The sequence below is a fragment of the Sporosarcina sp. NCCP-2331 genome (assembly GCF_023707945.1).
GTDB lineage: Bacteria > Bacillota > Bacilli > Bacillales_A > Planococcaceae > Sporosarcina > Sporosarcina cascadiensis.
The window spans coordinates 172,657-185,487 of sequence record NZ_BRCD01000002.1 but is presented as its reverse complement, the minus strand read 5'-3'; the positions used below and the strand labels follow the sequence as shown (position 1 = coordinate 185,487).

Genomic DNA, 12,831 nt, shown 5'->3' with positions numbered 1-12,831 from the left:
ATCGAAATGCAATAGAATGTAAGGTAATAGTTTCTTTTAGGAGGTGTCAATAATTGAGTCAATCATATAATTATGTATCGCTTGATATAGGATCATCTACAATCAAAGTATTGATCGGAGAAATGGATCATAATTCCCTTCATGTAATTGGCGTAGGGAATGTTCAGTCCGCAGGCATTCGAAAAGGAACAATTATTGATATCGATGCAACGGTACAGTCCATAAAAAAGGCAATTGAGCAGGCAGAAAGAATGACAGGACTGAAGATTGAAGAAGTTGTACTTGGCATTCCGGCTAACGGCGTTCAGCTTCAAGATGTCAAAGGTGTGGTGGCTGTCAACTCTGAAAATCGGGAAATCACAGATGATGATCTGGAACGCGTCATGAAATCTTCTCAAGTGATGAATGTCCCGCCTGAACGGGAGATCGTTAATCTGGTTCCTAAACAATTTATTGTGGACGATTATGATGAAATAACGGATCCTCGTGGTATGATGGGGGTTAGATTGGAAATGGACGCTACGTTAATTACAACGTCCAAAACTCTAGTACATAACATTTTGCGATGTGTGGAACGGGCCGGACTGCAAATACGTGAAATTTATTTGCAGCCGTTAGCAGCAGGTACTTTCGCTCTGTCGGAAGACGAGATGAATCATGGCACAGCGTTTATTGATATCGGCGGAGGATCCACTACGATTTCCGTTTTTGCGGAAAATCGTCTGGTGAAAACATCTGTATTGCCGATTGGCGGCGACCATATTACGAAAGATCTGTCAATCGTATTAAAGACACCGACTGAGCAGGCCCGGATGATCAAGCATCAGCATGGACATGCTTTTTACGACGATGCCTCCGACGATGAACTGTTTGAAGTTCCGGTTATCGGAGCAGATTCCAAAGATCAGTACAGTCAGCGCTATATTTCTGAAATTATCGGTTCACGGTTAGAAGAATTATTTGAACTGATCCTGGAAGATCTGTATGAATCAGGAATCAATGACCTGCCGGGCGGAATTGTCATCACCGGCGGCACTGCTAAATTAGACGGTGTGCTGCAATTGGCACGTCATATTTTCAAAACGAGAGTCCGGCTGTATACACCTGAATATATAGGTGTAAGAGAGCCGATGTATTCCACTGCAGTAGGTTTAATCCGCTATGCGTACATGGAAGATGTATTTTTCGGCCATGAAGGCGGACAAGCTGGTCTTTCACAGACAGATGATGCAGTATATGAAACCGCGGAACAAGCGCCTAAGCCTGCAAGACCGAAGAAAGAAAAGGGCGAAGGCTTTATGAAAAAAGCTAAAAAAATGTTCGATAATTTTTTTGAATGAAACATGTGGGGCAGGGAATCGCAGATAAAGTAGAGGAGGAAAACCAATGCTTGAATTTGATACGAATGTAGATGCGTTAGCAGTGATAAAAGTAATTGGAGTAGGCGGCGGTGGAAACAATGCGGTCAACCGAATGATCGAACACGGAGTACAGGGTGTAGAATTTATTGCAGTCAATACGGATGCGCAGGCTTTAAAACTTTCATCGGCAGAAGTAAAGCTGCAGATCGGAGAGAAATTGACACGCGGTTTAGGTGCGGGTGCTAATCCGGAAGTCGGTAAAAAGGCTGCTGAAGAGAGTAAAGAACAGCTAGAAGAAGCATTGCGCGGGGCAGATATGGTATTTGTAACTGCTGGTATGGGTGGAGGTACCGGAACGGGTGCAGCTCCTGTTATCGCTCAAATTGCTAAAGATTTGGGTGCACTGACAGTAGGTGTTGTCACACGTCCATTCACATTCGAAGGAAGAAAGCGTCAGACACAAGCAATCGGCGGTATAACAGGCATGAAGGAAGCAGTGGATACGCTGATCGTGATTCCAAATGATAAGCTTCTGGAAATTGTGGATAAAAATACTCCGATGCTGGAAGCGTTCCGGGAAGCAGACAATGTATTGCGACAAGGTGTTCAAGGTATTTCCGACTTGATCGCGGTTCCCGGCCTCATCAACCTGGATTTCGCAGACGTCAAAACGATCATGTCCAATAAAGGTTCTGCTTTAATGGGAATCGGTATGTCTACTGGAGAAAACAGAGCGGCAGAAGCAGCGAAAAAAGCAATCTCCAGCCCATTGCTTGAAACATCGATCGACGGGGCAAAAGGTGTTTTGATGAACATCACCGGCGGATCAAACCTGAGCTTGTTTGAAGTACAGGAAGCAGCTGATATCGTAGCTTCCGCATCAGACGAAGATGTAAATATGATCTTCGGTTCTGTGATTAACGATGATCTGAAGGATGAAATCATCGTAACAGTCATTGCGACCGGTTTTAATGAAGAGCATCTGACGGCACCGAGACCAAACAGAAATTCAGGAGCCGGGGTCGGAAGTGGCATGCGTCAGCGCGAAAACAAGCCGCAGCAGCAGGCACCAGTGCAAAGCAGACGCGAAGAGCCGCGCTACGAGCAGCCTGAACAGCCAAGACAGCCGCAGACAAACCAGCACGAAGAGCAACTGGATATCCCAACGTTCTTGCGCAATCGTCAGCGCCGTAAGTAATAATAATTCAAAGCTTTCCGTCAGAGAAATGATTCTCTGATGGGAAGCTTTTTTGTAGTTATGCAGTAGGGTAAGTGGAAAGAGACCGTTTCCCTGCGTTCCGGGCGGACGCGTGTCTTGCGGGCCCGCGGTGAGCCAAGCGAACAGCGAAGGGTTCGCTTTGCCGTATTTTGCAGAAATTAAGGCAATACAAGGTTCCTTCTGCACACTATTTTCGTTCGCTCCCGCAAGTCGTCTCACCTGTCGGACTGATCCTCCTAGAGTGGTTTTGCCGCGGGCTCACACGAAGTGAGTCATGCAGCCGTTGCCAAGCGAACGGCGTAGGGTTCGCTTTGCCGTATTTCTGTGTCCTTTACAGAAATAAAGGCACCTGTCGGCGAACTTAGGCTGCCTTCCACTCCGGTACACTGGCTGGTTTTTCAGAATTTTTATGTGAGTGGCAGTATGAGCATATTATTTGAGACTCTTATAAAAGTATGTTGTTCATGCAATGCTTAGCATTCTACAATTGCTTAGATACTTGTGATTAATACATTTGCAAAGTCGTAAAACGAAAATTCACCAACTAAACTCTTATCCTGCAAAAAATCAGTATGACATATTTTCTGCGACACAAGCGAAGGCGCAACTGCGGGGTCGGCCGTTGCTATAAGACTGCTGGCATGCCCTTCGCCAGTAGGCTTATAGCGTAAGACAATCCCCCAGCGCCGTAGCGAATTTTAACTGCAAACCCATACTTCATTCAAACTACCCGCAAAGTCGAGCAACGAAGCCATATCATACCAACTAAATCCACAACATACCAAAAAGCTGAATGACCTGCCTTCCACATACCAGCGAAGGAGCAACTAACGGGCCGGCTATGAGCGTGGAGGCCGGTTCAATGATCACGACGGGATGCAGTATGATCACGCATCCGATCCGAATGATCACGTGGCCGGTGGGTATGAGCGGCTAAGGCTGGGCTATGAGCGCTTGAGCGGGTACTATGATCATCCGCCAAGCTTCTTTGGCAGATAGGCACGTTTTTCGCCAGTAGGCTTATAGCGTAAGGCAATCCCCCAGCGCCGCAGCGGTTTTGAACTGCAAATTCATACCTCATCCAAACTACCTGCAAAGTCGAGCAACGAAACAAAACAAAATCAGCTCAAGCCAAACTCTTGAAAATACACAACACCAACCAAATTAAAATTTTGTCGAAGGCTTTGCGAAAAACTGTCCGCAGCCTGACATTTTTTTTAGGACGGCCGTGATAATCTATTTCTAAGGAGGCCGGCATATGTATGCGGAACTGATGATAGGAATTAATATGCTCTTTAACTATGCAATCCTGTCATTCACTAATAAAGTCGGAAATCACCAGACGGGCAGAAGGAGGCTGTGGAGCGCCTCGTTTATCGGAGCCTTCTTTATTACTATGTTTCCCCATTCTGTGCCAGCGATCATCTTTACTTTTTTAGGAATGACCTATATTGCCTTTGGACAAACGCTCAGCAGTTGGAAAAATGCTGCACCGGCAGTTCTGATCGCCGCTTTTTTTGCTGGCGGACTGCTGACACTGATCTATTCAAAAATAGCGATTGCACAAAACAATCTTTTTGTGTTATTTGCTGTGGGAATTGCGTACATCGCACTTTATATCTTCAAAATTAAGTGGCTGGATACCCGCAAAGACAGCAGACTGCAGCGTCTCACGGCAGATTCTGAGCTGATGCTGTGGAAACAGGAAATACCGCTGAAAGTATTTATAGATACCGGCAATCACTGTGTGGAGCCGATTTCAGGTGCATCTGTTCATTTTATTGCTTTCGAAGCTGTAAAAGAACAGCTGCCTGCTGATTTTTCAACTGCTTTGCAAAAATGGAACCCTGATACTTCGCCGGACCTGTCACAATTTCCTGCAGTTTACCAAAAAGATCTTCGACTAATTCGTCTGCAAACCGTGCAGGGCGCTTCGTGGACAGTCGGAATCAAGTATGACAGCTGGCTGATAGACGGACAGCCACTGCCTGCCGGCTATGCCGTGCTGACAAAAGAACAGCGGAAATACCCGCAAGGTGCATCCGCTATACTGCAAGTCAGCGCACTGGAAATAATGAAAGAGGAAAGGAGAATAGAGACATGTTAACGGATGTGAAAAAGTGGATTTCCTATCTGGCGGGTTTCTTCAGGAAAAAGAATGGAACATTTTATATCGGAGGACATGAATCCCTCCCGAAACCGCTCGATAAAGAAAAGGAAGCCATTACGATACAAGCTTTGATGAACGGAGACCCGGCAGCTCGTGACACACTGATTGAAAAAAATCTTCGCCTGGTAGTCTATATTGCGAGACGTTTTGATAATACGAATACAAATATTGAAGACCTGATCAGCATCGGTACGATCGGACTTATAAAAGCGATAGAGACATTCAAAGCGGATAAAAATATTAAGCTGGCCACATATGCTTCCCGCTGTATTGAAAATGAAATTCTGATGCATCTGCGTAAAACCAACAGGATGCGTTCGGAAATTTCATTCGATGAACCGCTTAACTCCGATGCAGACGGAAATGAACTTCTGCTGTCCGATATATTGGGAACAGATGAAGACATTATTACAGATGATGTAGAAAAGAAACTGGAACGCCAGTATATGATTGATGCGATTTCTGGGCTTGATGATAGAGAACGATATATTATGGAACAGCGTTTTGGACTGATGGGCACGATGGAAATGACGCAGAAAGAAGTGGCCGATCTACTGGGGATCTCACAGTCCTATATATCGAGACTGGAAAAGAAAATCATCTCTGAACTTCGTGACCGACTGAATCAGCCGATTTCCTAATTGGCTGCATCGGTAGAAATTGGCGAATTTCAAAACCGCATATTCTAAAGACTTGAGGACAAACTACTTTGTACACTCACCTATAGAATGCGGAGGAATAGCCAATGGTACGTACAAGAGTAGAAATTTGTGGAATCAATACGTCCGAACTGCCATTATTGACAAGCGATGTAATGAAAGAGACTTTCATTCGTTTGCAAAGTGGTGATGAATTCGCCAGAGATGAATTGGTGTTTGCGAACTTGCGTCTCGTACTCAGTCTGGTACAGCGTTTTAATTACCGTGGAGAACAGGCTGACGATTTATTCCAAGTAGGCTGTATTGGATTGCTGAAAGCCATTGATAATTTTGATTTGAAACACAATGTTCGATTTTCAACGTATGCGGTACCCATGATCATAGGAGAAATTAAGCGCCATCTCCGTGACCACCATGCCGTCCGGGTATCAAGATCATTGCGTGATATCGCATATAAAGCCATTAAGGCAAAAGAAGAGTATATCAATGAACATCAGCACGAACCGCGCATCTCAGACTTAGAAAAAATGACAGGTATTCCGGAAGAAGATATTTTATTCGCACTGGATGCCATCCAAGATCCCATGTCATTGCATGAGCCGATGAACAGTGATGGCGGGGATCCGATCTATATGATGGATCAACTGCAGGATCAGCGTGTCTCAGAGGAACGCTGGATGACGTATGTGTCGATAAAAGACAGCGTAGATGAGTTGGACGAACGTCAGCAGCTCATCGTCTCCAAACGCTTTTACCTGGGACAGACACAAACAGAAATTGCGAAGGAACTTGGAATATCCCAAGCTCAGATCTCCCGAATTGAAAAGCATGCGATGGAAAAGATCCGATTAGGCATTGAGCAGAAGAATAGTTAAGTGACAGCCGTTACAATGCCCCGATCGGATTGTGACGGCTTTTTGCGTTCTCGATAAAAGACACTAAGCATAGTATGAAATAAGGAGGGGAAACTATGCGTTTTTCCAGCTTGCAGAAAAAAGAAGTGATTGAAATAAAAAAAGGTTCATTTCTTGGCTTCGTCCAAGATGCTACGATTGATATTACCAGCGGCAAAATAGATAAACTGCATATAGGCGAAATTCAACGTTCTTTTTTCTCAGATTCAAAATCAAAAGGCGTGCAAAAGGTTGGCTACGCCGATGTCAAAACCATAGGGAAAGATATTGTGCTTGTCCAGAAGAAACACTCAAATCAATGACTAATCGTTGATATCTAGTGCCTCGCTTGATACAATGTAGCAAAGAAGAAGAAAAGTAGTGATATTGTGGAAGTGAAACAACGGTTAGCAACTATACAGCAGCAAATAAACGAAACTTGTAAAAAAATGGGTCGAAACCCGGAAGAACTCACATTAATAGCGGTTACTAAATCGGTATCTTCCAAAAGGGCACAGTCCCTGGCAGATCTTGGTGTGAAAGATTTTGGAGAAAACCGACTGGAAGGACTTCTGGATAAACAGGAGAATATCCAAGAGGAAGTGAACTGGCATTTTATAGGCAATCTGCAGACACGCAAAGTGAAAGAGCTGATTGATACGATTGACTGCCTTCATTCTGTTGACCGCATGAGTCTTGTGAAAGAAGTGAATAAAAGAGCCTTCAGGCCATTGGATTGCTTTGTTCAAGTCAATGTCTCCGGGGAAGAATCAAAGTCTGGTATTACACCGGCTGAAGCCGATGCATTCTTTGAGCAATTAGCAGAGTATGAGAACGTTCATGTCATTGGATTAATGACGATGGCACCTGACACAGAGGATGAATCTGTCATCCGCAGCGTTTTCCGTTCATTACGGGAAATACGTGACAACATCGCTGCAAAAAAATTGCCGTATGCCCCGTGCACACAATTATCGATGGGAATGTCCAACGACTTTATGATTGCAATCGAAGAAGGTGCAACGCATATACGGGTTGGCACCGCCTTAGTCGGATCAGAAAGCGAGGAAGACAAATGAGCCTCAAAAAACGATTTGAGAAATTGTTTTGGTTGGAAGAAGAGGAAACAGTCACTGAATCTGCGGGCAGACAACCGATTGCAAATCAGCCGCCTGCCCGGAAAGAACCTAAAAAGACCAACACTAGGAAGCAAGTAGCTGAACCGCATCCATCCACGCCGGTCATCAGCCTGCAAAGTGTCCAAAAATCATCGAAAGTGATTTTAGTGGAGCCCCGCGCTTATGCGGAAGCCCAGGATATTGCAGAGCATTTGAAAAACAAGCGCTCCGTCGTAGTGAATTTGCAGCGGATTGACCGGGATCAAGGATTTCGCATCATCGATTTTTTAAGCGGTACTGTCTATGCACTCGGAGGAGATATTCAGCGAGTGGGCACCGATATCTTTCTATGTGCACCTGAGAACGTGGAAGTGGCAGGCTCGATTACAGAATATCTGTCCGAATAAATAGTTGAATTATTTTATTGGACAAGCAGAAGAGCCCGCGAAAGTATGAGTTAAACCATTTTGAATGAGGTGTACATGAAATTATGATCGGTTTATTGAACATTGTGTATTTAGTAGTATCCAGAGCGGTTTTAATCTATTCTTTTATTTTAATCGCCTATATTTTAATGTCCTGGATCCCGTCGACCCGTGAAACTAAAATCGGTCAGCTGATCGGGCGTGTTGCTGAACCTTATCTGGGTTTTTTCCGAAAGTTTATCCCGCCGCTCGGTATGATCGATATATCTCCGATCGTGGCATTATTTGCACTGAATCTGATCGGCAGAGGACTTGGACAGATTTACCTGATGTTATTCCAAGCGTTGATCTAAGCATAAAATAAAACTTAAATCCTCACAGGGTGGGGATTTTTTTGTACAAGGAGAAGGATTTTCATGGAATCGATTTTCCAGCATTTCAGAAAGGAAGAGCAGCCTTTTATTGAAAAGGTGAATAGCTGGGTGAAAGAAGTAGAGGATACGTATGCCCCGAAACTGACAGAATTTCTGGATCCGCGTCAGCGGTTTATAGCGGAATCCATAGTGCGTAATTCTGAGCTGATGCTTGCGGCAGAAGGAGGATTTCCGGATTCTGAGCGAAAACGGATGCTCATCTATCCGGATTACTATTCACCGGAAACGGATGAGTTTCAAATCAGTCTGTATGAAGTGCATTATCCTCAGAAATTCATTGATATGAAGCATTCACAGCTTTTAGGTTCACTGCTGTCGGTGGGAATCGACCGTTCACGATTCGGAGATATACAGATAGCTGAGGAAAAAGTGCAATTTGCAGTAGCAGAGGAAGTATCCGAATATATTCATGTCAATTTTACACAGGTCGGCAAGGTAAAAGTATCCGTTAAACCCATTCTGAATATGGCTGAAGTGATTGATGCAAAAGAAGAATGGGCGGAAGAAATGCATATTATCAGTTCGCTGCGGCTGGATACAGTTGTCGCTTCATTGACAAATTGTTCACGCGCCAAAGCTTCTTCTCTGATAAAAGGAGAAAAAGTAAAAGTAAACTGGGCGATGATCGATCAGCAGGCTTTTGAAGTGGAAGAGCATGATGTTCTGTCTGTCAGAGGCTTTGGCCGCTATAAAATCCTCAGTATTGAAGGCAGGACGAGAAAAGATAAGATTCGGGTCGTGATTGGTGCGTTAGTCTGATAGAGAAAGCCTTGATAAAATCGGTAAAGTAGTGTTTAATCAAGTAGTACAGAACAATTGAGAATTGACATGGATCAGACGGAAAGGAGAAAGCATTTCATGGCTTTAACCCCTACGGATATACATAACAAAGCATTCAGTTCGAAATTTCGCGGTTATGATGAAGACGAAGTGAATGAGTTTCTAGAGCAGGTTATGAAGGATTATGAAAACGTTATAAAGAAAAATGAAGAGCTGCAGCAGACGATTTCTCTTAATGAAGCAAAATTAGCTCATTTCAATACAATTGAAGGCACTTTGCAGAAGTCTATTCTGATTGCTCAGGAAGCGGCAGAGGATGTGCGCAGAAATGCGATACAGGAATCCAAGCTGATCGTCAAGGAATCGGAGAAAAATGCAGACCGCATTGTCAATGATGCATTGGCGCGGGCGAGAAAAGTTGCGTTGGAAGTAGAAGACTTGAAGAAACAGTCCAAGGTGTTTAGAAGCCGTTTCAAGATGATGGTGGAAGCACAGCTGGATTTAATCAAGACAGATGACTGGGATCAGCTGCTGAAGTATGAGCTGGATACGACGAGTGCAGAAAGTGCGGCAGATGAAGAATCGTAAGAACTTGACAATTCTTTGCGGCATTTTTATAATGACAATAATTACGTAAAGTAGAAGCGTCGAAAGAGACAGTACTTTCTGATTTGACCGACAGCGAGCCGGGGGCGGTGGAAGCCCGGCGGGGATGCAGAAACGAAAATCACTCCGGAGCTGGTTCGTGGATATGTACATGGACCCGGTTACACTGCCGTTAACAGTGTCTAAGCGGCAATTGGTTTCAATTGCAAGTAGGGTGGTACCGCGAGAATAACCTCGTCCCTTTTTTGGGATGGGGATTTTTTTATTTTCTTTCATAGTACTTTAGACGTAAACATAAAGAGGAGGAATTATAAATGGAATACAAAGATACATTGCTCATGCCAAAAACAGAATTTCCGATGCGCGGAAATTTACCGAATAATGAGCCGAAGATGCAAGAAAAATGGAATGAAAAAAATATCTATCAGCAGGTGCAAGAACGTACAGCAGGCAGACCCTATTTTATCCTGCATGACGGACCTCCATATGCGAACGGCGATTTGCACATGGGCCATGCGCTCAATAAAGTGCTGAAAGATTTTATCGTCCGCTATAAATCCATGTCAGGCTTCCACGCACCTTACGTCCCGGGCTGGGATACGCACGGTCTGCCGATTGAGCAGGCGCTTGTTAATAAAGGTGTAGACCGCAAGAAAATGAGCATCGCAGAATTCCGTAAAATGTGTGAAGAGTATGCTTTGGAGCAAATTAATAATCAGCGCACTCAATTCAGACGTCTTGGAGTCCGCGGCGACTGGGAAAATCCTTATATTACATTAAAGCCGGCATTTGAGTCCCGTCAGATTCAAGTATTCGGCGAGATGGCCAAAAAAGGTTATATCTATAAAGGATTGAAGCCGGTTTATTGGTCTCCTTCCAGTGAATCAGCTTTGGCAGAAGCCGAAATTGAATATCAGGATAAGAAGTCTCCTTCTATTTATGTCAGCTTCCCTGTGCGCGACGGCAAAGGGGTACTGGCTGAAGATGTAAAATTCCTAATTTGGACGACAACTCCTTGGACGATTCCTGCAAACTTGGGGATTTCTGTACACCCGGCGTTTACGTATGCAATTGTAAATGTCAATGGTGAGAAGTTTGTTGTGGCAAAGGATCTTGTGGAGTTTTTAGCTAAAGAACTAGAGTGGGAAGATTATACAGTTGAACAGGAACTGCCGGGAGCTGATTTGGACCGTATTGTGGCGAAGCATCCATTCTATGACCGCGATTCACTTGTCATGCTGGGCGAGCACGTGACAGCAGATGCTGGTACCGGATGTGTTCATACGGCACCTGGTCACGGTGAGGACGACTTCTACGTCAGTAAAGCATATGGTATTGATGCTTTGTCTCCAATCAACGACCGCGGCGTCATGACAGACGAAGCGCCGTTCTTTGAAGGTATGTTCTACGAAGATGCCAATAAAGCAGTCACAGAAAAGCTTAAAGAAGTCGGCGCACTTCAGAAGCTTTCATTTATCACTCACTCGTACCCGCATGACTGGCGTACGAAAAAGCCGGTTATTTACCGTGCGACAGCTCAGTGGTTTGCATCGATTGAATTATTCAGAGAGGACTTGCTGGAAGCTATCCGTAAAACAGAGTTCACGCCTTCATGGGGTGAAACACGTCTGTTCAATATGGTTCGTGACCGCGGAGACTGGTGTATTTCCCGCCAGCGTGTATGGGGTGTTCCCATTCCGGTATTTTACGCGGAAAACGGCGATGCCATTCTGACTGATGAAACAATTGGCCATGTGGCAAAATTATTCCGCGAAAATGGTTCGAACATCTGGTTTGAACGTTCTGCAAAAGAACTGCTGCCTGAAGGCTTTGCACACGAAGGCAGCCCGAATGGAGAGTTTACAAAAGAAACAGATATCATGGATGTTTGGTTCGATTCCGGAACGACCCACCAAGGCGTCCTGGATGAGCGTGATGACCTCGTGTATCCGGCTGACTTGTACTTGGAAGGATCCGACCAATATCGCGGCTGGTTCAACTCTTCATTGACGACGAGTGTCGCAATCAATGGAATTGCACCGTACAAAGGGATTCTGAGCCACGGCTTTACGCTGGATAAAGATGGCCGTAAAATGAGTAAATCACTTGGAAACGTGATTGTCCCTTCAAAAGTGATCAATCAATTAGGCGCTGATATTGTTCGTCTGTGGGTTGCTTCTGTCGATTATACAGCAGACGTGCGTGTATCTGATTCGAACTTCAAGCAAGTATCAGAAGTATATCGTAAAATCCGTAACACGATCCGTTTCTTGCATGGTAATGTAGCTGATTTCAATCCGTCAGCGGACCGTGTGTCATTTGAGGACATGCGTCCTGTCGATCAGTATGTCTATGTGAAACTTCAAGATTTAATTGAGGAAGTAACAACAGCATATGAAAAATATGAATTTGCAAGTGTTTATCACGCTGTAAATAATTTCTGCACAGGCGTACTGAGCTCGTTCTACCTCGATATTGCGAAAGATGTCGTGTATATCGAAGGGGCGAATCATCCTCACCGCCGTGCGATGCAGTCGGTTATGTACGATACGCTGATCACTTTAGTCAAACTGATCACACCGATCCTGCCGCACACTGCAGATGAAATGTGGAACTATCTGACAGTGAAAGAAGCTGACAGTGTTCAATTAACCGATATGCCGAAAGCTGATCAAAAAGGCGAAACGGCAGATCAACTGCGCGAACGTTTTGACGGCTTGATGGATATTCGTGATGATGTACTGAAAGCTTTGGAAGAAGCGCGAAATGCAAAAGTCATCGGGAAATCACTTGAAGCAAAAGTAACGGTTGTATTGCCCGAAGATCAGCAAGGCCTGCTGCAGGCTGAAGATATTGACTTCGCACAATTTTTCATTGTTTCTGCATTTGAAGAAAGCAAAGAGGCAGATCTGCCAAATGCACTAAAACTGGACCGTGCAACTGTGCTGGTCGAAAAAGCAGACGGTGAGAAATGTGAACGCTGCTGGACGATTTCTACAACAGTCGGGGAAGATGCAGAGCACCCTGCACTATGTACACGATGCGCAACAGTCGTAAAAGAGAACTATGCATAAGTAATCTTGATGCAAAAGCCATCATCATTCACTCGTGGATGATGATGGCTTTGCTTTTTTATTGATTGAATGCAGTAAAAAGTTAAAATGAC

At 44.5% G+C, this 12,831-nt stretch carries 12 protein-coding genes and 1 other annotated feature; all 12 genes read left to right on the top strand.

The features are described from left to right. The first annotated feature begins 53 nt into the window (after positions 1-53). Positions 54-1,340: a cell division protein FtsA gene (gene ftsA, locus NCCP2331_RS02085; protein WP_153720504.1), complete on the top strand. Its 1,287-nt coding sequence runs from the start codon at positions 54-56 to the stop codon at positions 1,338-1,340. Between the two features lie 46 nt (positions 1,341-1,386). Further along, positions 1,387-2,559, top strand: a complete 1,173-nt coding sequence (gene ftsZ / locus NCCP2331_RS02080) for a cell division protein FtsZ (protein WP_251668138.1) — start codon at positions 1,387-1,389, stop codon at positions 2,557-2,559. 1,279 nt (positions 2,560-3,838) lie between these two features. Then, positions 3,839-4,687, top strand: a complete 849-nt coding sequence (locus NCCP2331_RS02075; protein WP_251668136.1) for a sigma-E processing peptidase SpoIIGA — start codon at positions 3,839-3,841, stop codon at positions 4,685-4,687. Continuing rightward, positions 4,681-5,391, top strand: a complete 711-nt coding sequence (gene sigE, locus NCCP2331_RS02070) for an RNA polymerase sporulation sigma factor SigE (RefSeq protein ID WP_153720501.1) — start codon at positions 4,681-4,683, stop codon at positions 5,389-5,391. Before NCCP2331_RS02075 ends, sigE begins: the two co-directional genes overlap by 7 nt. Before the next feature lie 104 nt (positions 5,392-5,495). Continuing rightward, positions 5,496-6,284, top strand: coding sequence for an RNA polymerase sporulation sigma factor SigG (gene sigG, locus NCCP2331_RS02065; protein WP_153720500.1), 789 nt, complete (start codon positions 5,496-5,498; stop codon positions 6,282-6,284). A gap of 95 nt (positions 6,285-6,379) precedes the next feature. Continuing rightward, positions 6,380-6,625 (top strand): PRC-barrel domain-containing protein, encoded by a 246-nt coding sequence (locus NCCP2331_RS02060; protein ID WP_153720499.1) that lies wholly within the window; start codon positions 6,380-6,382, stop codon positions 6,623-6,625. 66 nt (positions 6,626-6,691) lie between these two features. Then, positions 6,692-7,381 carry a YggS family pyridoxal phosphate-dependent enzyme gene (locus tag NCCP2331_RS02055; protein ID WP_376776791.1) on the top strand — a complete coding sequence of 230 codons (690 nt, stop codon included), beginning with the start codon at positions 6,692-6,694 and terminating at the stop codon, positions 7,379-7,381. After that, on the top strand, positions 7,378-7,827 hold the full coding sequence (locus NCCP2331_RS02050) for a cell division protein SepF (protein ID WP_153720497.1): 450 nt from the start codon (positions 7,378-7,380) through the stop codon (positions 7,825-7,827). The genes NCCP2331_RS02055 and NCCP2331_RS02050 overlap by 4 nt, the downstream gene beginning before the upstream one ends. An 83-nt stretch (positions 7,828-7,910) precedes the next feature. Continuing rightward, a complete protein-coding gene (locus NCCP2331_RS02045; protein ID WP_153720496.1) occupies positions 7,911-8,198 on the top strand; it encodes a YggT family protein in 288 nt (95 codons plus the stop codon). A gap of 63 nt (positions 8,199-8,261) precedes the next feature. Next, positions 8,262-9,038 (top strand): YlmH family RNA-binding protein, encoded by a 777-nt coding sequence (locus tag NCCP2331_RS02040; RefSeq protein WP_153720495.1) that lies wholly within the window; start codon positions 8,262-8,264, stop codon positions 9,036-9,038. Between the two features lie 99 nt (positions 9,039-9,137). Continuing rightward, complete coding sequence (locus NCCP2331_RS02035) at positions 9,138-9,647, top strand: DivIVA domain-containing protein (protein WP_153720494.1); 510 nt, start codon at positions 9,138-9,140, stop codon at positions 9,645-9,647. Positions 9,648-9,697: 50 nt separating this feature from the next. Continuing rightward, positions 9,698-9,910, top strand: a binding site (T-box leader). A 69-nt stretch (positions 9,911-9,979) separates the two neighbouring features. Continuing rightward, a complete protein-coding gene (gene ileS / locus NCCP2331_RS02030; RefSeq protein WP_153720493.1) occupies positions 9,980-12,739 on the top strand; it encodes an isoleucine--tRNA ligase in 2,760 nt (919 codons plus the stop codon). The last annotated feature ends 92 nt before the right edge of the window (positions 12,740-12,831 follow it).

Coding starts and splice junctions, on each gene's coding strand:
- ftsZ (WP_251668138.1), top strand. CDS start 1,387: ATGCTTGAATTTGATACGAATGTAGATGCGTTAGCAGTGATAAAAGTA.
- NCCP2331_RS02050 (WP_153720497.1), top strand. CDS start 7,378: ATGAGCCTCAAAAAACGATTTGAGAAATTGTTTTGGTTGGAAGAAGAG.
- ileS (WP_153720493.1), top strand. CDS start 9,980: ATGGAATACAAAGATACATTGCTCATGCCAAAAACAGAATTTCCGATG.
- sigE (WP_153720501.1), top strand. CDS start 4,681: ATGTTAACGGATGTGAAAAAGTGGATTTCCTATCTGGCGGGTTTCTTC.
- NCCP2331_RS02075 (WP_251668136.1), top strand. CDS start 3,839: ATGTATGCGGAACTGATGATAGGAATTAATATGCTCTTTAACTATGCA.
- NCCP2331_RS02040 (WP_153720495.1), top strand. CDS start 8,262: ATGGAATCGATTTTCCAGCATTTCAGAAAGGAAGAGCAGCCTTTTATT.
- NCCP2331_RS02045 (WP_153720496.1), top strand. CDS start 7,911: ATGATCGGTTTATTGAACATTGTGTATTTAGTAGTATCCAGAGCGGTT.
- NCCP2331_RS02035 (WP_153720494.1), top strand. CDS start 9,138: ATGGCTTTAACCCCTACGGATATACATAACAAAGCATTCAGTTCGAAA.
- NCCP2331_RS02060 (WP_153720499.1), top strand. CDS start 6,380: ATGCGTTTTTCCAGCTTGCAGAAAAAAGAAGTGATTGAAATAAAAAAA.
- sigG (WP_153720500.1), top strand. CDS start 5,496: ATGGTACGTACAAGAGTAGAAATTTGTGGAATCAATACGTCCGAACTG.